Here is a 24453-nt window from a genome sequence, read left to right on the forward strand (position 1 = left end):
GCTGGGGTGTATTAGACCTTAGTGCTTAACCTACCTTTGTGCCGGAACCGGTTGATACACCTGAGGTAGTCCCTCGTGCCCATAAGAGAGCCTGCGGTGTAGGTATTCTAGTGGCCCCTTTTTCCCTAGCAGCTCTAATGCGTAGGCCAACACCACACTCACCAGCCAGATAACCGCAGCAATAGCCAGGGTGTCTGCAGCACCCTTCCCTTGGCCGATCCCAAGGGAATAGTTGGTCACAAAGATCATGCACAGCAAGGACTGCAACACATAGCCGGACATAGAACGCTTGCCCAATGCTTGGACTGCGACGAGCGGAGCCGGCAACGTGCCCCCTTCGTTAAGGCGACGTTGGAGAGGCTCAGCAGCCAGCGCGATCATAGCGACGATCCCAGGACCGGTAAATATGCCAAATCCTTGATTGAGCATGAACAAGCCCAGTTCCCATTCCTTGGGCAACACACCAATGCCGGCCAGGCCTAATGGCACTCCGATGCACACCATGACGCCCAGTGCGACACCAGCGGAAATCTGAAGCCATCTGCGATAAGTTTCGACATCAGTGAGCACTCCCCTGCGGGCAGCCACAAACCCAATCAGCATCAATGGGCCAATCATCATGATCAATTGAGGCAAACTGAATGGAGTAGCCACTGCCAGAATCGCACCCATGAAAAGTTGCCCCCAGTAGCTGTCGTCAATCCAGGGAAGCTGTTCGGAAAAGGCACCGGTACCCAGCATGCCTCCGGCGCTCAAGGCATTGCCGCTCATTGCATCACTGAAAAAGAGGAAAGCTACTCCGAGGGCAAGGAACAGCAACAGGTTGAGTCCCATGAGAACCGCAGCAGAGATGAGCAAGGGTTTGTCACGCACGGCGATACACAGCGCAAGCAGCATGCCAATCAGCCCATACCCGAACATGATATCGCCATAAAACATGAAGATGCAGTGCACGAGGCCAAAGAGTGCCAGGAAGCCATACCTTTTTGCAATGAGTTTTCGTGCCGCTGCGAGCGGATACTGGCGCCGATAGAGGCTCATGGAAATAAGACCAATGCCAAATCCCAAAAGTGTGGCGAACATTGGCAGACCACGTACGTGCAAGAACATGGCACCAATCATGACCGCAATCTTGTCCGCTACGCTGCCGTCGACAACCCCACCCATCAGCGATGCCAGAGGAGCATCATTCACCGGAGCCCACGCGGTGGCTAGATTTGCCCCCGCAATTCCGAGAAGCGTGAGGCCTCGCGCAAAATCAGGAGACAGTATTCGTGAAGGGGTGGCTGACACTGCCTGAGGCACGATAAAGATCCCGTCTAATCGAAAGTCGGTGCTAATAAACCTAGGCTAGCACCGACCTACCCCACTCACCACTTCCGAAGATAGGCAATCCGATCACGAAGCTGCTCCGCAGTACACAGGGCAGTCGGCGGCCCGCCACAGGCGTTGCGAACTTCCGTGTGGACGGCGCCATGCGGACGGCCCGTACGCGATGCCGTAATAGACACCAGCGCATTGAGTTCCTTGCGCAGCTTAGGAATCTCATCGCTGGCTAGCCCGGCGCGCGGATTATGAGGCTCTGTGCTGGCTGCTTCTTCTTTGCGCTTCTTTTCCTCTGCCGCCCGCGCTTCAACTTGCTCGGCTTGGCGTTGCCGCAAAAGTGCGCGCATCTGTTCGGCGTCGAGAAGCCCGGGAAGCCCGAGGTAATCGGCCTCTTCTGCAGAACCTGTCAACGCTCCAGTGCCATAGGTGGAGCCGTCGTAGATGAGGGAATCGAGTTCGGCCTCGGCCCCCAATGCTTCGTAGGCAGGAAGGTCATCTTTTTCATTCTTGACCTTGTTTGCCTCGGCAAGGAGTTCGTCATCCCAACCTTCCTTCGGCCGGTCTGGCTTACCCAGGACGTGGTCACGGGAGGTTTCGAGTTTGGCAGCAAGGTCAAGAAGCACGGGGACCGAGGGCAGAAATACCGATGCGGTTTCCCCTGCTTTACGCTTTCGCACAAAGCGACCAATCGCCTGAGCGAAAAAGAGCGGGGTGGACGCGGAGGTGGCGTACACACCGACCGCTAGTCGAGGGACGTCAACTCCTTCCGACACCATGCGGACGGCGACCATCCACTCTTCTGTTCCTTGGGAGAAGGAGGCGATGCGCTCTGAAGCGCCCTCTTCGTCTGACAGGATCACGGCGACCGGAGTAGTCGACAGCCTGCCTAGGATGCGGGCATAGGCTCGGGCAGTGGTCTTATCGGTAGCGATGACCAGGCCACCGGCATCGGGGATCGACTCTCGCAGCTGCTTGAGCCGGATGTGCGCAGCTTGCAAGACGGCAGGGATCCATTCCCCCTTGGGATCCAAAGCAGTTTTCCACGCTCGTGCGGTTTGCTCTGGGTTGAGCGGATCGCCGAGGCGTGCTGCGTATTCTTCGCCTGCACTATCGCGCCAGCGAGCTTCGCCGGAGTAGGCCAAGAACACGACGGGGCGCACGACGCCGTCACGAAGCGCGTCTGAGTAGCCGTACGTGTGGTCGGACTGGGACACCAGGTGGCCTTCGCCGTCCTCGATGTAGCGCACGAAAGGAATGGCCGAATCGTCTGAACGGAACGGCGTGCCGGTCAGTGCCAATCGTCGTTCCACGTCCTCGTAGGCAGTGCGGATACCGTCGCCCCAGCTACGCGCGTCGCCGCCGTGGTGAATTTCATCGAGAATCACCAGGCTGCGGCGGGCCGTGGAAATAGCGTGATGCTTGTAGGGGTGCATTGCCACTTGGGCGTAAGTAACACAAATGCCTTGATACTGGGGGTTGACCACTCCCGAGCTGTTGGAGAAGTTGGGGTCCAGGGAGATACCAAAGTGGGCCGCTGCCTCAGCCCACTGCACCTTAAGGTGTTCCGTCGGAACGACAACGATGATGCGGTCAACCGTCCGATTTGCCAGGATCTCCGACGCTACCGTCAGCGCAAAGGTTGTTTTACCCGCGCCCGGGGTTGCTACAGCTAGAAAATCTTTTGGCTTGGACTCCATGTATTTGTCCAAAGCTGCCTGCTGCCAGGCACGAAGCTTCCTACTCACTTCTTGCGCAGACCTCGGTAGATCCGTTCGCAGTCAGGGCAGACTGGGCTGCCGGGCTTGGCTTGTTTGGTTACCGGGAAAGTCTCACCGCACAGTGCGACGACCATGCGGCCGTTGACGGCCGAGTCGATGATCTGGTCTTTTTTGACGTAGTGGAAGAACTTCGGAGTGTCGTCGCTTGTCCCGGTGTCTTCCCGGACGTCTGTCTTTTCGATGGTCTTCGTTAACGTACTCACGCCCACTATCATGCCCCATCGTGGTGAAGCACGTAGCAACAGGATTAAGGTTGTCTATATGGGCTGGATAACTACCGGGAAAAGGCGCCGCTTCGCTTTTCGACGACCAAAGCCCGCTCTCATCACGGACGCGACGCGATCTCCTCTCGAAGATTGGGCGCACCGCAAGCGCGTGTATGCCTGGATCCAATTCTCTCGTGTGCCGTTTTTGCTTGCTGCTGGTGCCTCGTATATGTGGCTCCATAATTGGATCCTGGCCACGATATTCTTCGTTATTTCGGTGCCGCTGCCCGGAATCGCGGTAGTAATTGCTAATGGTCGTGGCGAGGCCAAGGACGAGCGCACCAAGCAGGTGTACAAGCCACAAGTTGCCCGGGCGCGACAACAGCAGGTCGAGCAGACTCTCGCTCTGAAGCAAGAACAGGCGCAGACGCTCGAGCTCGGCCAGGCACCTTCGCAACCCGAGTCGCCGCCAACGATCATTGACCACGACTAGATTCTTAACCCCCTGGACATAAGGACTGTGCCCAACGTGACTTCTTCTCCTGCCCAGCTCGCAGCTGTTGCCCCTACCTTGGTGGCAGCATTTAAGACTCACCGGTTTACGTTGGAGGGCCTGATGGATCTCCTCGGCCCGGCAGGGATGGCAGCCTGGCGCAGAGGCGAACCGGCCGCGGTACGCCGACTGTGTCGCGCCGACGAAGCCCTCCCGCTGCTGGTACGTGCATTCCTACTCAAAGACGAGGTTTCTTTCGATAGCCTTGCTCAGCTCATTGGTCCCGAGGTAGCGGCGCTCATCCTCGAAGACGGCTCTGTCGCTTTCGACATCATCCCGCACGTCGTCGAAGGCGAGGACCACTGGGTCTTTTCCGACGTAGATGCCTCGATGGTGCAGCATGTACCCGGCCCGGACCACGTGTTAGGTGTTGGCGCGGCTTCCCTCTCACTTCTTGCCACAGTTCCTCTTGATCCAGTGGATGCCGTGCTCGATCTAGGTACTGGTTCCGGCATTCAGATTCTCGGTCAGCTGGGCGTCGCAAAGCGCGTGGTGGGCACCGACGTGCACGCACGCGCCCTCGACTTCGCCCGCGCAACTCTCGCGGGGAACGACCATGTCGAGCTGCGCGAAGGTTCCTGGTTCGAGCCAGTTGCTGGTGAGAAGTTTGATCGCATTGTGGCTAACCCGCCGTTCGTTGTCGGTCTGCCACAGATCGGACACGTGTACCGGGATTCCGGATTGAGTTTAGATGGCGCCAGCGAACTGGTTGTTTCACAGCTCGCCGACCACTTGAAACCCGGCGGTACCGCACATGTCCTCGCCGCATGGGTACACACTGACGCTGACCGCTGGCAGAGCCGGGTCGCTTCCTGGCTACCAGATACCGGAGTGTGCGCCTGGATTGTGCAGCGCGATGTAGTCGATCCCGAAATGTACGTGGGCACCTGGCTGCGCGACGAGTCCATTGACCCACGTTCGCCTGAAGCGCGCGAACGGACAGAGATCTGGCTGGATTACTTCGCCGAGCATGGGGTCACCGGCATCGGTTTTGGTTACGTAGCGGTGCAGCGCCTTGACGACGACGTCCCCTCCGACATCCTCGCTGAGGAACTCAGCCACGACTTCAGCGATCCTCTGAGAGACGAAGTCAGCGAGTACTTCCTGCGCTGCCAGTGGCTCCGAGAAGTCACCACGCCCGACATCCTCGCTTCCCAATTTCTGGTCCGCCCCTCGCTCGCAAGTGAGAAGATTGCGATACCGGACCAGGAACAAGGCATGGGCTTTGCCACTGAGCTCACCAGAATTACCCGCATGGACGGGCCTCGGTGGAGCCATGAAGTAGATGAGCATCTGCTGCGCATCGTTTCCGGCTTGCACCCGGCAGGGCTGTCGCTGGGAGAGATTATCGACCTGTACGCCATGGCCAATGACGTGGATGTGGAGACTTTCGGCCCTGCCGCCGTCGGAGCGTGCATCGATCTTATTCGCCACGGGTTCATCATCCCGTCAGAGTTATTCCAGGAGAACTAATGCGCGCAGTTTTGACTCGGGTCTCATCCGCCAGCGTTCGCGTGGATGATAAAGTCGTCGGCGCTATCAATTGCCCGGAAACAGGCGGGATTCTCGCCCTCGTGGGTGTGGGTCGCGAAGATAGCTCTGATGCCTGGGAAACCATGGCACGCAAAATTGCCGAACTTCGCATCCTCGACGGAGAAAAATCTGTAGAGGAAGTGGGTGCGCCGGTTCTCTTGGTCAGCCAGTTCACCCTGCACGGCCGTACAGCTAAAGGTCGCAGACCGTCGTGGAGCGATGCCGCTCCCGGCGAAGTAGCGCAACCAGTTATCGCGCAAATAGCCCAGGCACTTCGAAGCCGAGGAATCACCGTGGAAGAAGGGCGTTTCGGCGCAATGATGCAGGTAGCCAGCGTCAACGAAGGGCCGTTCACGGTTATCGTCGAGTGCTAATGGGCCAAAACCGAGAAAGATTTTTGGCAATCGGGAACTCAATCGGACCGCTGTCCGTTAGTAAGGGTAGAACCTAAGACGAGCAGGAGGCACCAATGACTCAACCGTCCACTGAAGCTATTGATGGAGCAGAGGTAGATCGCGGCAGCCGTCGTGGTCATTCCAATGACAATCCTTCTGCGGACCTAGTCCGCGTCTACCTCAATGGAATTGGCAAGACTCCCCTCTTGAACGCTGAGGAAGAGGTCACCCTCGCGCAAGACATTGAGGTTGGTCTTTATGCAGAGCATTTGTTAGAAAATGAAGCCGATACGCTCACTCGCGCTAAGAAGCGTGACCTTAAAGTGTTGGTCAAGGAGGGCAAGAAAGCCCGAGCTCACCTCCTAGAGGCCAACCTCCGTCTAGTAGTTTCATTGGCCAAGCGCTACACCGGCCGAGGCATGCCCCTGCTTGACTTAATCCAGGAAGGCAACCTCGGCCTTATTCGTGCGATGGAGAAGTTTGACTACTCCAAGGGCTTTAAGTTCTCCACTTATGCCACGTGGTGGATCCGCCAGGCAATCACCCGAGGTATGGCTGATCAGTCCCGTACTATCCGCCTCCCTGTCCACCTCGTTGAGCAGGTAAACAAGCTCTCCCGCATCAAGCGTGAGCTGTACCAGAACCTGGGTCGCGAGGCTACTAATGAAGAGCTCGCAGCAGAATCCGGTATCGACGAGTCCAAGATTGAAATGTTGCTTCGTCAGTCCCGTGATCCAGTGAGCCTGGATATGCCAGTCGGCGCCGACGAGGAAGCACCTTTGGGCGACTTCATTGAAGACTCCGAGGCAACGGATGCCGAAACCGCTGTCGTCGCTTCGCTGCGCCATTCCGACATCCGCTCTGTTCTCGGCACCCTCGAACAGCGAGAGCAGGACGTCATCTGCCTGCGCTACGGACTCGATGACGGTGTTCCACGCACCCTGGACCAGATCGGCCGCAAGTTCGGTCTCTCTCGTGAGCGAGTTCGACAGATCGAGCGCGAAGTCATGGCGAAGCTGCGTGACGGCGAGCGCGCCGACAAGCTTCGTGACTACTCTGTCTAATCCCCCTTGGGTACCCCTTCGTGCTCTCCCGCTTTTCGCGGCGGAGCCGGAGGGGTTTTACTTTGCACGCCACGACGATGTCCGATGCGCTACTATTAGGACCATTGCGGATGCGACCACGTTCGTATCCATCATCTCGTTTCGGCAACGCACATCGCCCTCCTCACGCGGTTGAGCAGGACGCGACACGCATCGCCTGCCCTCCCAGAAAGGTCGAGAGTTCTTGAAGGACTTGGTTGACACCACCGAAATGTACCTGCGGACGATCTATGAGCTGGAAGAAGAAGGCATCACTCCCCTGCGCGCCCGCATCGCCGAGCGTCTGGACCAATCAGGCCCTACTGTCAGTCAGACGGTCGCCCGAATGGAGCGCGACGGCCTGGTCCAGGTAGCATCCGATCGCAGCTTGAAAATGACGGAAGCCGGTCGCGCTCTCGCTACTGCTGTGATGCGTAAGCACCGCCTAGCTGAGCGGTTGCTCACCGACGTCATCGGCCTCGAAATCGAAAAGGTCCACGAAGAAGCGTGCCGCTGGGAGCACGTGATGAGTGATGAGGTGGAGCTACGTCTGGTGGAGGTGCTGCAAGAGCACACCACCTCTCCGTTCGGAAATCCAATTCCAGGTCTAGACGAACTCGGTGTCAGCGAAACCACTGTAGCCCTCGGAAAGCGGATAGCTGACTTGCCTCGTGACAAGACAGTGCATGCCCGCGTGAAGCAGATTAATGAGATTATTCAGGTCGAAACCGACATGGTCGGACAGCTACGCGATGCCGGAATCACATTAGGCGCCGACATCACCGTCGTTAATCGCAAAGTTGGCGCCGAAATCCAGTCCGGGGAGACCACTGTCACGCTTCCTGAGGACCTTTGCCACGCCATCCGTATCGACGTTCTTTAACAAAAGCTCGAGGAAATCAGGGAAAACATGAAGGTCTTGGTCACCGGCGGTGCCGGTTACGTCGGCAGCGTCTGCGCGCATGTACTTGTTGAGGAAGGTCACGAAGTGACCATTCTTGACAATCTGACTACCGGCAATCGCAGCGCCGTTCCGGAAGCTGCGACCTTTGTCGAGGGCGATGTCAAGGACGTCATTGCGGATGTGTTGGCCGGCGCTGACTTCGATGCAGTGTTGCACTTTGCAGCCCGCTCGCTAGTCGGTGAATCTGTAGAAAAGCCTGACGAGTACTGGCATGACAACTTCGTCACCACGCTCACGCTGCTCGATGCTATGCGTTCTCACGGTGTTAACAACCTCGTGTTTTCCTCCACGGCAGCTACTTACGGTGAGCCTGAGGTTGTCCCAATCACCGAGGACATGCCAACTTCACCGACCAACGCCTACGGTGCCACAAAACTGTCCATCGATTACGCCATCACCTCATATGCCAAAGCTTTCGGGCTTGCCGCCACTAGTCTGCGCTACTTCAACGTGGCTGGCGCTTATGGCGCGGTCGGCGAGAATCGCGAGGTAGAAACTCACCTGATCCCCCTCGTCCTCCAGGTTGCGCTCGGACACCGCGACAAGATCATGATTTTTGGGGATGACTGGCCAACTCCAGACGGCACCCCGGTCCGCGATTACATTCACATCCGTGATCTCGCCGATGCGCACCTCCTAGCTATGGAAACTAACCAGTCTGGCAGTCATCGCATCTTCAACCTCGGTTCTGGAGATGGCTATTCGGTACGTCAGGTGATCGACGTGTGCCGCACCGTCACCGGACACCCGATCCCCGCGGAAGTGGCACCGCGCCGCGCAGGTGACCCCGCAACACTCATTGCCTCGTCTGAGAAGGCCCAACGCGAGCTTGGTTGGGCTCCGTCCCGAACTGACCTCGAGACGATCGTCTCCGACGCCTGGGCGTTTACCAAGAATCTAGGGTCGGCTGCGCACAGCGCACGTCGCGTTCGCTAGCTGCTCAGCAACGCCTTCCGAGCCAGCATTGCACCCTCATAGCACGCCTGGTAAAGCATCTCCAGCCCGCCACAATGCAACGCTTCCACCATCAGCACGGTGAGCCGGTGCTTTGGCGCACCTTCGTGAGCCAACTGAAGGGCCTGTAGTACTCGGTGCTTTTGCCCTGTGTACGAGGCCGAAAGCGCTGCGCAACACAGCGCACTCGCTTTCGTTTCGTAGTCAGTGGATCGCGCAATGGCGACGCTCAACGCGTAGAAAGCCTGCGCATAGTCAGACACTGCCCACTGCAAGAGAGGATCGCGCAAGCTCGGGTGGGAAAAATACACCGCACATTGTTCGATCAGGTCCATGTCTTCGCAGATCTCCTCCGGAGTTAGCTGCTGGGAAATGATGGTATCGATCACGTCCTGGACATCATCGAGCAATGAATCGACCATGTACTCGGCCTCTTCCGGGCTGCTTTCTTCCAGGGCCGCCAGCAGCGCCAGCGCGTGTTGTCTTCCGCGTTTGCTTAGCCCGCGGCGGTCGCGTCGAGTTGTGTTCGGATTCGGCTGCGAAAGGAACGCATAGCTTTCCGCGCGCGACAACTCTGGGAGCTCCCCGCGCCGTCGAAAAGCTTCCATCGACGGAGCGGCCAGAATCTCCGCTACCTGTCCGCGGTCCCAGTCATCGCGTCCGGAAGTGAACGGCCCAAGTTCAGCGGCGGACTCGCCCCCAATGCGTTCATAGGGCGCACCCGAGTACAGTTCCGGCACATGCCAGACGGCGGCCAGTGGCAAATCTAATTCGAGGCAAAGATCCTCAAACTCTAGGGCAGCCGACGCTGATGCCTCGCTTCCGATAGCCACGGCGAAGATCAGGTGGGGTTCGAAGCCACAGACATAACCAAGAAAGTCATGGGGCTGATCAAGGTGTTCGATGTCGGCGCGGAGCATCGGACCAAGTGTGTAGCGACAGCCGGTGTCCGAGTTGTCCTCACGGTGGAACAGAAAGACAATGAGGCTTTCCTCCGGGTGATAGCCGAGGCTGCCAGGGATATTGGAGAAGATGAAACCAGGTGTCACATGAGTTGTGTGCTCTGAATAGTATGTCATGCCTGCAGTATCTGGGAAACTCGCGCTCCTCACGGTTGGGGTTGCCACCGAGTCACGCCTGGCTGTGGAAAACTCGAGTTATCCACAAGGTCTCTGGATTGAGATTGGACACTGTCATGCACGGGCATGGAATAATGAAGGATTCATACCTGTTGGATGCAGTACCAGGTTGGCTAGTCCAACCGAACCAAGCAATACACTGACAACAGCGACACTAGGAGGAGACGACATGACTGAGCTCGCAGGCAATGGCCGCACGCCGCGCATGTATGAACTCGAATACCCTGCGCCCGACGTGGCCTCCGAAGGGTCGCACGGTCCAACTCTCATCGTGGCGCTGCAAGGATACGCAGATGCCGGCCAGGCAGTGGAATCCAGTTCAGAGCATTTGTTGCAGGCTCTGGACCACCGACTGCTGGCCACGTTTAACACCGATGAACTCATCGACTATCGCTCGAGGCGCCCCGCCGTCACCATTGAGCACAACGAACTCATCGACGCAGAGCTGCCCGAACTCAACCTGCACGTGGTCCGCGACAGCGCCGGGACTTCTTTCCTCCTGCTTTCTGGCCCCGAACCAGATCTGCGCTGGGAATCCTTTACACGCTCAGTCGCTGACCTGGCCGAACGATTTGGGGTCCAGCAGACCATCTGCCTCTACGGAGCGCCCATGGCCGTGCCACACACCAGGCCGCTAGTCGTGTCCGCACACGGCAACTCTAAGGAGTTGGTGTCCAAGCTGTTCTCCATCAACAGCCGTATCATTATCCCTGGTTCAGCATCACTCCACATCGAGCGGAAGCTGCACAAGCGGGGCCGCAATGTCGCAGGTTTCACCGCCCACGTCCCGCATTACCTCGCTGCTTCTGATTACCCAGAGGCTACATACCGTCTCCTGGGCGCTATCTCTGACACCACGGGACTGAAGTTTCCACTGGCTGCTCTGGAGGCCGACGCAGAGAAAGTCCGAATCCAGATTGAAGAACAGGTCCAGGACTCACATGAAATCCAAGCGGTAGTTCGGGCCCTCGAAAGCCAGTATGACTCTGAGATGGAGCAGCACCAGCGCAACGAGATTCTGCCGGGAGATTCAGAGATCCCCACGGGCGATGAGCTGGGTGCGGAATTCGAACGCTTCCTCGCAGGCTTAGATGCCGAGGACGACGACACAGAAAGTGGCGACTCCTAGCGCACCAGCCGGAAGGCTTTGACTACGCTGGGATGGGTGAACCTCAGCCAGATGTTGCCCGATCTCAGCGAAGTCCCCGAGTCACTGTTTGACGAATCCATTTTCGATTCGTTCCTATCTTGGACTAAGCAAAAGGGAATCTCCCTGTACCCAGCCCAGGAGGAAGCAGCGCTCGGGATCCTCGCCGGCGACAACGTCATTCTGGCTACTCCCACCGGCTCCGGTAAGTCCATGGTGGCCATCGCTGCCCACTTCATTGCGATGGCCCGTGGCCAGCGTTCCTTCTACACCGCCCCGATTAAGGCGCTCGTCAGCGAGAAGTTTTTCAGTCTCTGCGATATCTTCGGGCCGGAAAACGTAGGCATGATGACCGGAGATGCCACCGTTAATGGTCGGGCGCCCATCATCTGCGCCACCGCCGAGATTGTGGCAAACATAGCGCTTCGCGACGGCAAAGACGCTGCCATCGACCAGGTAGTAATGGACGAGTTCCACTACTACTCGGAACCTGACCGTGGTTGGGCCTGGCAGGTGCCTCTCCTGGAGCTGCCCAAGGCGCAGTTTCTGCTGATGTCCGCCACTCTTGGCGATACGACCTTTCTCGAAGGCGATCTAGCGAGGCGAACCGGACGCACGACCAACGTAGTTAAGGGCGCCGAGCGGCCTGTGCCCCTCGAATTCTCCTACGTCTACTCCCCTGTGCACGAAACCATTGAGGATCTGCTCTCTGCTGGTAAGTCTCCTATCTACGTCGTCCACTTCACCCAACGTGAAGCTACCGAGCGCGCTCAGGCCATGACATCGATCAACATGCTCACCCCTGAGGAGAAAGAGCGCATCGCTGCTGAGATTGGCGATTTCCGCTTCACTACGACCTTTGGAAAGACGCTGTCCAAACTGGTGCGCAAGGGCATCGGTGTCCATCATGCTGGCATGCTCCCCAAGTACCGCCGTCTAGTAGAAAAACTAGCGCAAACTGGCTTACTCAAAGTCATCTGCGGAACTGACACCTTGGGTGTTGGTATCAACGTCCCTATTCGCACGGTGTTGTTGACAGGGCTGACAAAGTTCGATGGCACGAAGATGCGCATGCTCAAGTCTCGTGAATTTCACCAAATCGCTGGACGCGCGGGACGCGCTGGCTACGACACGATCGGCACTGTTGTCATCGAAGCGCCCGAGCATGAGATCGAAAACTACCGGCTTCGACAAAAGGCGGGCACAGATCCCGCAAAGCTCAAGAAGATCAAAAAGAAGGTGGCGCGCCAAGGCGAAGTCACGTGGACTGCCAGCACGTACGAACGACTCACCACCGCTGACCCGGAACCGATGAGCAGCCAGTTCAGGGTATCGACCTCGATGCTCCTCAATGTGATTGCCCGTCCGGGAGACGGGTTCGAACACATGCGGGGTCTCCTGCGCGGCAATCACGATCCTCGGCCCAAGCAGAACCGAGACATCCTGACCGCGATTGAACTATTCCGGGGGTTGTTGACAGCGGGGATCGTCGAAAAGCTGCCCGATGGCCCGGACGAGCAGGGGCGACGCTACCAGCTCACCACTGAGCTCCAGCGAGATTTCGCGCTTAACCAGCCCCTGGCCCCATTCGCACTTGCAGCGCTCGAGCTGCTTGATCGGGAGTCAGAGACCTTTACTCTCGACGTCATCAGCGTCTTTGAAGCGATTTTGGATGATCCACGCCAAATTCTTGTGGCACAGCAAAAGGCTGCCCGCGGTGAAGAAATCGCTGCTCTCAAGGCAGAAGGCGTGGACTACACAGAGCGTATGAGCATCGTGGAGGACATTACTTGGCCCAAGCCTTTGGACGAGTTGCTAGAGGATGCGTACGAGGCATACGCCAAGGGGCATCCATGGGTACGTGAGTTTGAATTGTCTCCGAAGTCAGTGGTTCGTGACATGATTGAACACGCCATGACATTCTCCGACCTGGTAGCAACGTACGGGGTTGGCAGAAGCGAAGGCGTGGCTCTGCGATACCTCACCGATGCCTGGCGTACTCTACAGCATTCTGTGCCGAAGGAATATCTGACAGAAGAGCTTGAGGACATCATTGTCTGGCTCGGCGAACTGGTAAGACAGGTGGATTCATCACTGGTTGACGAGTGGGCGCAAATGGCCGATCCTGATGCGCCAGTGTCTGCAGACACCATTGCTCGAGAGCTCGCGTTCGGTGTCGAGGATCCTTCAGCATTGTCAGCAAACCCTCGTGCGCTCAAGATAATGATCCGAAATGCCATGTTCCGTCTAGTCGAGCTCTTTGCTTTGGAGAAGGAGGAGGATCTCCAGGCTTTGACCGCTCATCTCGATGATGCCCCAGATTTCGGCGCAGCTTTGGATGCATACTTTGATGAGTACGCTGACCTCGACCTTGGGCCAAGCGCTCGTGGCCCCCACTACTTCTCTGTGGAGACTTCCGGTAGACGGTGGAAGGCTGAGCAGATCATCAAGGATCCTGAAGATGACAAGTCCTTCGCTTTCGAGGCAGTTGTTGATCTTGATGCCAGCGATGAGGTGGGCGAAGTCGTCTTGAGTTCCTTGAGCATCAGGGGTTTCTAGGCAGAGTTTAATTCACTGTTTTGCCATAATAATCACTGGTGAAGGCCAATTTTTACCCCCTGAAGGTTCATCAGTCTGAGTCTGTAAGTGACTTGTTGCATCAAAAGTGTTTAGATATCAAAAGCAATGTTGTAACAGAATTGTTATTCAAAGCTGATCAAATCTGGTTTTAGGTCGGGTAAGGAAACCGCCACACCGCGCAATTTGTCGCGTAGGCTACCACTCGGCTGATCCTTGGCCAGCTCCAATCTTTAGTTTGATGAGGATTATTCAATGGCAAATCGCGGATATCGCCCAACCCTGGCACAACTGCGTACTTTTGTGACTATTGCCGAAACCAAGCACTTTGGTACGGCTGCCGCAAAACTGGCGATTTCCCAGCCTTCCCTGTCCCAGGCGCTGGTCGCTCTAGAGACTGGCCTAGGCGTGCAATTGATCGAGCGTTCCACGCGTCGCGTGATTGTCACCCCTATCGGCGAGACTCTGTTGCCGGAAGCTAAAGCAACGCTTGATGCAGCAGACAAGTTTCTCAGCCATGCACAGGGCGCCGAGGGCTCACTTGCTGGCCCGCTGACCGTCGGCATGATTCCTACGGTGGCCCCGTACATTCTGCCGCAGTTCTTGCGCCTCATGAGCAGTGATTTCGGCGAGTTGGAGCCTCGCATCGTGGAAGCTCAGACCGAACAGCTGATTTCGCAGCTTCGCGACGGCCATCTCGATGTCATTCTCATTGCCTTGCCTTCCGGTAAGCAAGGCCTCATTGAGGTCCCGCTGTACACCGAGAAGTTTGTCATCGCTGTGCCTGCTGATCATCCACTGGCGGGCCGCACCGATCTCCCACTTTCTGTCCTCCAGGACCTTAACCTTTTGCTGCTCGATGATGGCCACTGTTTGCGAGACCAAGTTGTGGACCTCTGCCGGATGGTCGCTGTGCACCCAACCACCACCCGCTCCGCGGTAGCTCAGGCATCGAGTCTCGCTACCGTCATGCAGTGTGTGGCTGGTGGGCTCGGCGCTACCCTGATCCCAGAATCTGCTCTCGAGTGGGAATCTCACCGACCAGGCATCGCTACCGCTACCTTCGCTGCCGACGTCCAAGCACACCGCACCATCGGCTTGGCCTTCCGTTCTTCTACCCACCGCGCGGAAGAGTTTAAAGAGTTCGGCAAAGTCGTGGCTAAGGCATTCGCCGCTGCGATCTAACGCTTCGAGCGTGGCCGGGGCTAAACTGTTGCGTTAGCTATGAATACCCCGCATTCTCCCGCACCCGCGCCCTCCAAGCGAGACTTGTACGCGCGCCTTGACGACGTCTCTTTGGCCGCTGCCCACTCGTTCCGGCGGCGCCTCGCCAAGGCGCGATCACCGCGCGCCTTGGTCGCCATTGGCCAAGACATCGCCGAGGCAGAAGCACTGCTGGCGCTACGGCGAGAGTCACTTCCTGACGTGACCTATCCGGAGTCTTTGCCCGTCAGTGCACGTCGCGAAGACATCATGGCTGCTATTCGCGACAACCAAGTGGTGATCATTGCCGGCGAGACCGGCTCGGGTAAAACCACACAGATTCCTAAAATGTGTCTGGATCTTGGGCGCGGTGTGCGGGGATTGATCGGACACACCCAGCCACGTCGTTTGGCGGCACGTTCGGTGGCAGAACGAATTTCCGACGAGCTTGGCCAGCAGATCGGTGACAGTGTCGGCTATGCGATCCGCTTCGATGACCGCGTTTCCGAAAGCACGACCATCAAGCTGATGACCGACGGCATTTTGCTCGCTGAGTTGCAGCGAGACCGCCTATTGCGGGCTTATGACACGATCATCATCGACGAAGCCCATGAGCGTTCCCTCAACATTGACTTCCTACTGGGCTACCTCAAGAATCTGCTTCCGAAACGGCCAGATCTCAAGATCATTATCACTTCCGCGACCATCGATCCGGAGCGATTCGCAGAGCATTTTTGCACCGCGGACGGCACTCCGGCGCCGATCATCGAGGTATCCGGGCGTACGTATCCGGTAGAAATTCGTTACCGCCCGCTCGAGATTGAGCACGAAGACAAAATCATCGACATTGATCCACTCGATGGCCTGGTTCACGCTTTAGAAGAGCTCATGGCCGAGGGCGACGGCGATATCCTGTGCTTCTTCTCTGGCGAACGCGATATTCGCGATGCCATGGAGGTGATTGATAAACGTCGATTCAAAAACATTGAGGTTGTCCCGCTGTTCGGACGACTGTCGAATGAGGAACAACACCGAGTCTTTGCACCACATGCCAAGCGCCGAATTGTCTTGGCTACCAACATCGCCGAGACGTCACTGACTGTGCCTGGTATTCACTACGTCATTGACACTGGTTTGGCCCGAATTTCCCGCTATTCGACGCGCACTAAAGTCCAGCGCCTGCCCATCGAGCCCATTTCCCAAGCCAGCGCCAACCAGCGTTCGGGTCGTTGCGGTCGCGTAGCGGACGGTATCGCCATCCGTTTGTACTCGGAGCAGGACTTCGATTCCCGCCCAGAGTTTACCGATCCAGAAATTCTGCGCACCAACTTAGCGAGCGTCATCCTCCAGATGGCATCGCTAGGTCTGGGTGACATCGCAGAGTTCCCTTTCCTGCAAGCACCTGATTCCAAGGCAATTCGGGACGGCCTCCTGCTGCTTCACGAACTTGGAGCGATTTCACAAAAAGAGAATAAGGGTGCGCCCCAGCTGAGCCCTATTGGCCGGACGATTTCCCGTATCCCGGTTGACCCCCGCCTAGCCCGCATGCTGGTGGAAGCCGACCGCAATGGTTGCCTCGACTTCGTTATCATCATCGTGGCTGCACTGACCATTCAGGATGTGCGCGAGCGTCCGCTTGATCACCAAGCACAGGCAGACCAACTCCATGCCCGATTCAAGGACACTTCTAGCGATTTCCTGAGCTATCTCAAGCTGTGGGAGTACTTAATGGAGCAATCCCGCGAATTGTCTGGAAACGCCTTCCGCAAGTTGGTCAAGAGGGAATTCCTGCACTATTTGCGTATTAGAGAATGGCAGGACCTCGTCCGTCAGCTGCGAGGCATTGTTAAGGAATTAGGGTGGAAAACAGAAACCACTCCCCTGAGCGCCGATGCGCTGCACCAATCACTGCTGGCTGGTCTTCTGTCTCACATCGGACAACGCGAGAGCGACTCTAAGGAGTTTCACGGCGCACGTGGCACTCGATTCATGATCTTCCCTGGCTCCGCTCTTGCGAAAAAGCCCCCTCAGTTCATCATGGCTGCGGAACTCGTCGATACCTCGAGGCTGTGGGCCCGGGATGTCGCCGCTATTGACCCCAACTGGTTAGAGCAACTCGCCGGTGACCTGCTACGCCACCAGCATTCCGAACCGCACTGGTCTTCCAAGCGGGGCGCAGCAATGGTGTACCAGAAGTCGACGCTGTTTGGCGTGACGGTGGTCGTCGATAAGCTAGTGCCCTATCACAAGGTTGATCCAGTTTCGGCACGTGAGATGTTCATCCGCAGCGCGCTTATCGACGGCCAATGGAACACTCACCATCAGTTTTTCCATGACAATGTTGCCAAGCTCGACGATGTCATGCGAATGGAAGATAAGGCGCGTCGACGCGACTTAGTAGTCGATGAGGACACCCTATTCTCGTTTTACGACCAGCGTCTACCAGAGTCCATCACCACTGCGCGCCACTTCGATTCTTGGTGGAAGAAGGAACAACCCAAGAACCCGGACGCATTGAACTTCGATCCCGCCAAGCTCTTGGCGGAGGGTGCCAATGAGTTTGCCGAGGAACAGTTTCCCGACGTGTGGCGGCAGGGGTCGCTTGAGTTCGAACTGACGTATCAATTCGAACCCGGAAACAAGTATGACGGCGTCACAGTGCGCATTCCGGTTCCATTGCTAGCCGGGGCATCAGTGGAAGGGTTCGATTGGCTGGTTCCGGGTTTGCGATTGGAGCTTGTCACTGAACTGATTCGCAGTTTACCTAAGGCGTTGCGACGAACTGTTATTCCAGCTCCAGATTTCGCCGCGCGAGCTGTTCCCTTGTTGAAGCCACATTTTGGCTCGTTACGCGAACAGCTAGCGGAGGTACTTCGTGGCTTCGGTGCAGTTGGAATCAATGCCTCTGACTTCGATGCTACGAAGTTGTCACCACACCTCCGGGTCACATTCGCTGCGATCGATAAGCGCGGGAAGATTGTAGATTCGGACAAGGAACTAGCAGCACTGAAAAGCCGTAGCTCTGGGAAGATCCGAGCCTCAGTTAACAAAGCTGTTCAACGGGGCAAACAAGTTGTCGCGCCTGCAGCAACGTGGACCTTCGAGACTCAAGGTGATATTGCAACCGAAGTTGTGACGAGGGTAGATGGCCAAGACATCGTAGCCTACCCAGCCCTAGTTGTGACAAACGACGGCGTGTCCGTCCATGCAATGCCTACCCAGGCGGAAGCTGACGCCGCTATGTTGACCTCGACCTTGACTCTTCTGCTTAGAGAACTGCCAACTCCAGGAAAGAACATGGCTAACGGACTGCCGTTGAAGCAGCGCGTTGCCGTAGAGCATTACCCACACGGCGGCCTCCCAGGGCTGATCACTGATGCAAAGGTGGCGGCAGTACGTGACTTGCTCATCGCTGCCGGCGGACCAGTGCGAACGCCAGCTGCCTTCACGCAACTGACCGAAAGCATCAAACCTGCTGTAGCTGGCGCGGTACGGCAGATGGTCGTCTCCCTCGCACCAGCGCTAGTGGACTACCTGGACATACGCTCCGACTTAGACGGCTGGTCCGGCGATGCGATTGATGACATGCAGGCTCAGCTCGAGTTTCTTTTGCCACCGCATGCGTTAAGTGTGCATGGCAGTGCACGTCTTCGTCACCTACCTCGATACCTCAAGGCCATGAGAATTCGGTTGGATGCGATGGATCGAGATCCCGATCGGGATGCTGATTTGCAAGACGAAGTCTCAGCGTGCGAAGTACTGCTGGAAGCTCGATTGAAGCAGCTACCGATCGGGCGAGACAAAACCACAGCAGTGAAAGACGTCAGATGGATGCTGCAGGAATTAAGAGTTAGCCTGTTTGCCCAACAGCTTGGTACCGCGCACCCGGTGTCAGCTCGACGAATTGAGAAGGCAATTGCAAAGCTCCGGTGACGGTTTCCTACTGTTGTCGAGCTCGGCGTCGCATCAAGCGAATCTCGGATTCAAAGTCGTCCGCGCTCTCAAACGACTTATACACTGAGGCAAATCGTAGGTAGGCGACCTCATCCAGTTCGCGCAGCGGTTCCAGGATAGCTAGGCCGATGTCATTGGCATTGATCTGACTACTACCGTGGGCGCGTACGGTCTCTTCTACCTCCTGAGCGAGGCGCTTTAGCGCATCGTCAGAGACATCTCGCCCTTGGCAAGCACGACGCACACCGGTAATGACCTTCTCGCGACTGAACGGTTCGGTGACACCATTGCGCTTTATCACCAGGAGCACAGCCTTTTCTACCGTTGTAAAGCGCCCCTCGCACTGAGAACATTCTCGGCGTCGGCGAATTGCTGCGCCAGCATCAAAAACACGAGAATCGATGACTCGCGACGAGGTGTGGTGACAAAACGGGCAATACACGGGTCTTCGGGCTCCGTACAAGGTGTGAATGGTGGGCGCGACGCATTCGAACGCGTCTCTTGCGTTGCTAGTCTATCGGTTACGCCCACTCGTTCGTACTACTTCACGTCCATTGTGGCGACGCTGATCGTAGTAGGGCCTACCACATCTTCCTCGGCGGTACCGTTTACTGCAAGCATTCCTATGACTGCAGTGAGTCCAAGAACGCCACCTAATGCAAATTGTCCGACCGCATCCCGATAGCGCTGTTTGCGCATCCGAGGACTCTTCAGGGACTTATCCGGATGTTTACGATACTGCGTTGCGGACACATGAGTTCGTACCGAAACCGGTCGCTGATCCAGCCCGCCGTTCCAGGTAGCAGCGGGAGGCACGGGGGTTACGAGTGGTCCGCGCTGCGAAGTTCGGGTGGAAGAAATACGCTGGCCTCGTGGGTAGATCATGGTGGTCATGTAGTTACCTTTCGTTGATTTAGTTGAACTGTAGAAGACGCTTCCGACTGACCGGACACTCGTTCGCCCTCATGTTCGAATTTAGTTCCTATGTTCGATTTTTAGCACATTGGTTTTCGAATGTCTACCTTTGGCCCATATTTTCGAAAGAAAACTACACCACACCCGCTTATGCGCGTGACACCTGCATGTTCGCTTGATACGATAGGGACAAGGCTGTTACCACTCGGCCGTATTCGAAACTTTCAACGCCATCAACTGCCAGCACATCTCTCTATCTGTTCGAAGATGTTCGCTCATAGCCACAAAGGACTTGTCATGCCTCCCGCAAAGCGCAGCAATCAACCTCCAAAGCTCACTGATCGTCAACGCCGCATCCTGGAAGTTATTCGGGACGCGGTTGTGCTGCGCGGATATCCGCCTAGCATTCGCGAGATCGGAGACGCGGTCGATCTGCAGTCCACATCGTCCGTCGCCTATCAACTCCGCCAGCTCGAGGAGAAGGGGTTCCTACGCCGTGACCCAAACAAGCCACGCGCAGTAGACGTTCGAATCATGCCGGACGCGAACAAACCTAAGGCTGGACCTAAGGTTGGTTGGAAGAAGGAACAGCAGGCAAAGGATGCCCCAAACGATGCTGTGCCCGCTCATTACATTCCAGTAGTAGGCAGCATCGCCGCTGGCAATCCAATTCTTGCCGAGCAAAATATCGAAGACTACTTCCCCCTCCCGGCAGAAATTGTTGGCGATGGCGAGCTGTTCATGCTTCAAGTTGTCGGACTTTCAATGAAGGATGCCGGAATTTTGGATGGTGACTGGGTGGTTGTTCGTTCCCAGCCGGTGGCCGAGCAAGGTGAGTTCGTTGCCGCCATGATCGACGGAGAAGCTACCGTAAAGGAATTCCACAAGGACTCCACCGGCGTTTGGCTACTACCCCACAACGATTCCTTCTCCCCTATTCCCGGTGAGCAAGCAGAGATCATGGGCAAAGTGGTCTCCGTGCTCCGCAAGCTTTAGCTACGGATCTCGCTCCACATTCGGGGGTAGTTTCACTACCTTCTTCGCCACACTATGTCCGGTTTGCCCGATCAGACAGGTGTCATGTGGGAGACTGGACTCGATTTATTCAATACATTTCATGAATATCGAAGCCCCGAACGCGACCAATGCGATTAGGTCACCTGGCGATAATTTCGCTGTTCGGCCACGCTTACCGAGGAGTCCACATGTACGCAGAAGAGCGACGACGTCAAATCGCGTCCCTCACTGCCATCGAGGGCCGAGTGAACGTCACAGACCTTGCTCAGAAGTTCGATGTCACCGCAGAGACGGTTCGCCGAGACCTCGCGGTTCTTGCCCAAGATGGAATCATCCATCGAGTGCACGGCGGAGCAGTTGCTACGCAAAGTTTCCTCACCACCGAATTCAGCCTAGACGCCCGGTATAAGTCGGCCTCCGACGCCAAGATGGCCATTGCTCGGGCAGCCTTGGAGTTTCTTCCCGATCGTAACGGTGGCATCTTTCTTGATGCCGGTACCACCATTTCCGCGTTCGCCGACCTCCTCGCTGAACAGCACAATGCGCGCCAATGGTCAATCGTCACCAACTGCTTGTCCATTGCATTGGGTCTAGCCAACCACGGTATCGACGAAGTGCAGCTACTCGGTGGCACGGTGCGCGCTATCACCCAGGCCGTTGTTGGCGACACAGCATTGCGTACCCTGGCGCTGATGCGTGCCGAAGTCGCCTTCATAGGTACGAACGCGCTGACGCTTGACCATGGACTTTCTACAGCTGATTCCCAAGAAGCCGCTGTGAAGCGCGCGATGATTACCAATGCGCAACAGGTCGTCGTGCTCTGCGATTCCACCAAGCTGGGTAACGATTACCTGGTGAGCTTCGCTGGAATCGACGACATCGACGTCGTTATCACTGATTCAAATGCGCCGGAGGCAATCGTGGAAACCCTGCGCGAGCGCGAAATCCAGGTAGTGATCGCTTCATGATTATCACGGTGGCAACTACCCCCGAACTGTTTCGCACCTCGGTTCTCTCCGCGCCGGTGTCGTGGTCAGATGAGAATAATCTCTCAGATGTCGCTGTCGTGCCAGCCGGCGGAGGAACTAATATGGCCGCTGCCCTGTACTGTGCCGGAGCCGAAACCAAATTGCTGGTCCCTGCGCCGGAAGTCAGCCAGTTCATTCGCGTACTTTCTTTGAACGGTATCCCGTATGACCTCGTGGATGTCCCGGGCCCTATTCCCGTCCGTTACCTCATTGACGCTCCAGACGGCAGGCAGCTCCAGTTCGTCGACCCGCCGATGGATCTCAAGACCACAGAGTTGGCGATGCTCCGCGATCTCTGCGTCGCACAAGCTGAGCACGCATCCTGGATCGTCCTAGCCGGCGTACTACCCAACGTGGCAAACGCCGGATGGTACGTGGATGTGATGCGGGCGCTTCGTCTCTATCACCAGAACGTGCGCATCGCGGTGAGTACCTCCGGCTCTGCTTTCGGCGCAGCCCTGCGACAGGTCTACACCACCAAGCCGGATCTCATGGTGCTGGATGCCACTGAGTTCTCATCCGACTCTGAGCGCACCGACGCTGTCAACACGCTTATCGACGCCGACGTGCCGCACATTCTGGTGTGCCACCAGCGCACTCATTTTGAGTTGCATTCGAGGGGCACCTCCCTGGTTGCTGACTTCGAAGGAACTCCAGGTAAGCAATGGCTGCCCTGGATCGACTCAGCCCTGGCCGGCGTGCTCCTAGCCGACCCAGATGAGAATCCGCAAAAGGCACTTGTCTCGGCATTGGGCTGGGCCAATGCCGAGATCGGTGATGGTGTGCGAGCAGTTCCGACGCCCGATATGGTTCATCCGGAACTGGTTCGACTTACTTAGTCACTTCGGTGTCATAGAGCTCGTGCACGGCCGCGCGAGCTTCCTGCGCTCCGGAAGCAGCCATGGCTACGTCTGCTGCCTTCATACAGAATTCGATGTCGACCTCTGCAAGGTGGGCACCAACGGCAGCCACGGAGCTGGAGGCTGCCGACAGCGAAGATACACCTAGGCCAGTCAAGACACAGGCTAGATATGGATCAGCTGCGGCTTCACCACACACGCCTACCGGGGTCTGTGTGACCTTGGCAACTTCGCACGTATGTTGGATCAGTCGGAGAACTGCTGGCTGCCATGGATCAGTCAGGTACGCGAGCTCTGGAGACAGCCGATCGGCTGCCATGGTGTACTGCGTGAGGTCATTTGTACCAATGGAAACGAAGTCAAGGTGCGGCAACAGGTGATCTGCCATGAGCGCTGCGGCTGGAACTTCGATCATTGCTCCAGCGGTCAGGCCACGTTCGCGACACAGTCTCGCAAACCACTCAGCTTCATACGCAGTTGCCACCATCGGTGCCATGACCCAGGTCGGTACGTCTTCGCTGCGTCCTGCTTGTTTAGAAGCAAGTGCGATAGCGTCGAGCTGGCGACACAGCATCTCTTCATTCTTGCGGGCGATACGCAGGCCACGAACGCCCAGAGCAGGGTTGTCCTCTTGCGCCATAGAGGCGAAGGGCACCGGCTTGTCAGATCCTGCGTCTAGCGTGCGCACCACTACCTTTGAAGTTGGGAAGGCTTCAAACACCTTTTGGTACACCTCAGCCTGATTCTCAACAGAGGGCTCAGAGGTAGCAGAAAGGAAACATAGCTCGGTACGGAACAAACCGATGCCTTCGGCTTGAGTTTCCGCCGCAATTCGGGCTGCATTGCCGTCCTGCACGTTGGCCAGCAACTGCACGCGGTGTCCATCCTTCGTCTGAGATGGACCGCGCCACTGGCGGATCTTTTCCGCACGGGCATCAGACTCAGAGACTAGTCGGGCCGCTTCGTCCGGGTCGACACCAGTGGTCACTGTGCCTGCGACACCATCAACGAGAACTTCGGTGCCTTCTGGAATAACTTCAATCTCATCGCCAACTGCCACGATGCAGGGCACACCCAGCTGACGAGCAATGATAGCCGTGTGGCTGGTCGGTCCACCCAGGCGGGTGACCAGTGCAGTGAAGACAGCGGTATCGAGCACTGCGGTGTCTGCCGGGGAAAGGTCATCAGCAAAAAGCACCACCGGGTGTTTTACCTGTGGCAGGCCAGGCTCTGGCTCGCCGCGGAGTTCAGCAATAACACGGTCACGAATGTCACGAAGGTCGGTAACGCGCTCAGCCATTAGGCCGCCAGCTTTTTCAAACATGGCAATGAATGTGCCGGTGGCATCGACAACTGCGTATTCGGCGGTGTGCCCGTTGTTGGTTGCCTTGCGAACGGACTTTCGCCAACCGCGGTCACGAACCATTCCGGCGGTCGCCTTCAGCACTCCGGCAGCGTTGCCAGAAACTTCCTGCGCGCGAGCATCGAGACGCTCAGCGACGATGTCTGCAGCAGCCGTGAACCGCTCCAATTCGGCAGGTCGGAGGTCTTCAGCAAGTGGCGATCCAGCGGTTGGGAGTTCAGGCCGCGGAGCGACCCAAACTGCGGGGGCGAAGCGAACGCCACCGACGACTGCAGTGCCCTTAACTGTCACAGATTGTGCTGAGTCTGTCACGATTATCACCCGTCTAAGAGGTTTGGATGTACTTGCCACTCATCTTACACCTCGATGTTGTTTTGTGTCTGGAATCCTGGTCACACTTGTTGGCAATCCAACACGGTGTGGTATTAAGCTGTTAATGGACACCACAATGTCGCAAAC

At 57.0% G+C, this 24453-nt stretch carries 20 protein-coding genes; 13 read left to right on the forward strand and 7 right to left on the reverse strand.

From position 1 onward, the window contains the following. Positions 1 to 30: 30 nt before the first annotated feature. From CKALI_RS06555 to CKALI_RS06565, 3 genes are all read right to left on the reverse strand, one after another. Positions 31 to 1305, reverse strand: coding sequence for a DUF418 domain-containing protein (locus CKALI_RS06555; protein WP_156192532.1), 1275 nt, complete (start codon positions 1303 to 1305; stop codon positions 31 to 33). Between the two features lie 65 nt (positions 1306 to 1370). Continuing rightward, the gene (locus CKALI_RS06560; protein ID WP_156192533.1) at positions 1371 to 3071 is read right to left on the reverse strand and encodes a DEAD/DEAH box helicase; all 1701 of its coding nucleotides are present in this window, start codon (positions 3069 to 3071) and stop codon (positions 1371 to 1373) included. Further along, positions 3068 to 3307: a DUF3039 domain-containing protein gene (locus CKALI_RS06565; RefSeq protein WP_156192534.1), complete on the reverse strand. Its 240-nt coding sequence runs from the start codon at positions 3305 to 3307 to the stop codon at positions 3068 to 3070. Before CKALI_RS06565 ends, CKALI_RS06560 begins: the two co-directional genes overlap by 4 nt. Before the next feature lie 58 nt (positions 3308 to 3365). Here CKALI_RS06565 and CKALI_RS06570 point away from each other — a divergent pair, with 58 nt between their 5' ends. The 6 genes from CKALI_RS06570 (at position 3366) to galE (ending at position 8773) form a co-directional block, all read left to right on the forward strand. Further along, a complete protein-coding gene (locus tag CKALI_RS06570; protein ID WP_197079649.1) occupies positions 3366 to 3803 on the forward strand; it encodes a DUF3099 domain-containing protein in 438 nt (145 codons plus the stop codon). A gap of 36 nt (positions 3804 to 3839) precedes the next feature. Then, on the forward strand, positions 3840 to 5336 hold the full coding sequence (locus CKALI_RS06575; protein ID WP_231580421.1) for a DUF7782 domain-containing protein: 1497 nt from the start codon (positions 3840 to 3842) through the stop codon (positions 5334 to 5336). Then, positions 5336 to 5770 (forward strand): D-aminoacyl-tRNA deacylase, encoded by a 435-nt coding sequence (gene dtd, locus CKALI_RS06580; protein WP_156192536.1) that lies wholly within the window; start codon positions 5336 to 5338, stop codon positions 5768 to 5770. The genes CKALI_RS06575 and dtd overlap by 1 nt, the downstream gene beginning before the upstream one ends. A 95-nt stretch (positions 5771 to 5865) precedes the next feature. After that, positions 5866 to 6855 (forward strand): sigma-70 family RNA polymerase sigma factor, encoded by a 990-nt coding sequence (locus tag CKALI_RS06585; RefSeq protein ID WP_156192537.1) that lies wholly within the window; start codon positions 5866 to 5868, stop codon positions 6853 to 6855. A gap of 223 nt (positions 6856 to 7078) precedes the next feature. Continuing rightward, positions 7079 to 7756: a metal-dependent transcriptional regulator gene (locus tag CKALI_RS06590; RefSeq protein ID WP_156192538.1), complete on the forward strand. Its 678-nt coding sequence runs from the start codon at positions 7079 to 7081 to the stop codon at positions 7754 to 7756. A gap of 27 nt (positions 7757 to 7783) precedes the next feature. Further along, complete coding sequence (gene galE / locus CKALI_RS06595) at positions 7784 to 8773, forward strand: UDP-glucose 4-epimerase GalE (RefSeq protein ID WP_156192539.1); 990 nt, start codon at positions 7784 to 7786, stop codon at positions 8771 to 8773. Here the strand turns inward: galE and CKALI_RS06600 are convergent. Beyond that, a complete protein-coding gene (locus tag CKALI_RS06600; protein ID WP_156192540.1) occupies positions 8770 to 9870 on the reverse strand; it encodes a DUF4192 domain-containing protein in 1101 nt (366 codons plus the stop codon). The two genes, galE and CKALI_RS06600, sit on opposite strands and share 4 nt — an antisense overlap. A 229-nt stretch (positions 9871 to 10099) precedes the next feature. On the opposite strand from CKALI_RS06600, the gene CKALI_RS06605 reads away from it, so the two are divergent. The 4 genes from CKALI_RS06605 (at position 10100) to hrpA (ending at position 18790) form a co-directional block, all read left to right on the forward strand. Then, positions 10100 to 11059, forward strand: a complete 960-nt coding sequence (locus tag CKALI_RS06605; protein WP_231580422.1) for a PAC2 family protein — start codon at positions 10100 to 10102, stop codon at positions 11057 to 11059. Between the two features lie 36 nt (positions 11060 to 11095). Further along, complete coding sequence (locus CKALI_RS06610) at positions 11096 to 13636, forward strand: DEAD/DEAH box helicase (protein ID WP_197079650.1); 2541 nt, start codon at positions 11096 to 11098, stop codon at positions 13634 to 13636. Between the two features lie 273 nt (positions 13637 to 13909). Next, positions 13910 to 14839 (forward strand): hydrogen peroxide-inducible genes activator, encoded by a 930-nt coding sequence (locus CKALI_RS06615; RefSeq protein WP_156192541.1) that lies wholly within the window; start codon positions 13910 to 13912, stop codon positions 14837 to 14839. Positions 14840 to 14878: 39 nt separating this feature from the next. Then, entirely contained in the window at positions 14879 to 18790 is a 3912-nt protein-coding gene (hrpA, locus tag CKALI_RS06620) for an ATP-dependent RNA helicase HrpA (protein ID WP_156192542.1), read from the forward strand. 7 nt (positions 18791 to 18797) lie between these two features. Here the strand turns inward: hrpA and nrdR are convergent, their stop codons facing one another. Further along, complete coding sequence (nrdR, locus tag CKALI_RS06625) at positions 18798 to 19253, reverse strand: transcriptional regulator NrdR (protein WP_156192543.1); 456 nt, start codon at positions 19251 to 19253, stop codon at positions 18798 to 18800. A 98-nt stretch (positions 19254 to 19351) separates the two neighbouring features. Further along, positions 19352 to 19705: a hypothetical protein gene (locus tag CKALI_RS06630; RefSeq protein WP_156192544.1), complete on the reverse strand. Its 354-nt coding sequence runs from the start codon at positions 19703 to 19705 to the stop codon at positions 19352 to 19354. Between the two features lie 318 nt (positions 19706 to 20023). On the opposite strand from CKALI_RS06630, the gene lexA reads away from it, so the two are divergent. From lexA to CKALI_RS06645, 3 genes are all read left to right on the forward strand, one after another. Then, a complete protein-coding gene (gene lexA, locus CKALI_RS06635; protein WP_231580423.1) occupies positions 20024 to 20722 on the forward strand; it encodes a transcriptional repressor LexA in 699 nt (232 codons plus the stop codon). Between the two features lie 209 nt (positions 20723 to 20931). Next, the gene (locus tag CKALI_RS06640) at positions 20932 to 21711 is read left to right on the forward strand and encodes a DeoR/GlpR family DNA-binding transcription regulator (protein ID WP_156192546.1); all 780 of its coding nucleotides are present in this window, start codon (positions 20932 to 20934) and stop codon (positions 21709 to 21711) included. Next, positions 21708 to 22610, forward strand: coding sequence for a carbohydrate kinase family protein (locus tag CKALI_RS06645; protein ID WP_156192547.1), 903 nt, complete (start codon positions 21708 to 21710; stop codon positions 22608 to 22610). The genes CKALI_RS06640 and CKALI_RS06645 overlap by 4 nt, the downstream gene beginning before the upstream one ends. On the opposite strand, the gene ptsP is transcribed toward CKALI_RS06645, so the two are convergent. Further along, positions 22603 to 24315, reverse strand: coding sequence for a phosphoenolpyruvate--protein phosphotransferase (ptsP, locus tag CKALI_RS06650; RefSeq protein ID WP_407643743.1), 1713 nt, complete (start codon positions 24313 to 24315; stop codon positions 22603 to 22605). The two genes, CKALI_RS06645 and ptsP, sit on opposite strands and share 8 nt — an antisense overlap. Between the last annotated feature and the right edge of the window lie 138 nt (positions 24316 to 24453).

It is taken from the genome of Corynebacterium kalinowskii, from assembly GCF_009734385.1.
GTDB lineage: Bacteria > Actinomycetota > Actinomycetes > Mycobacteriales > Mycobacteriaceae > Corynebacterium > Corynebacterium kalinowskii.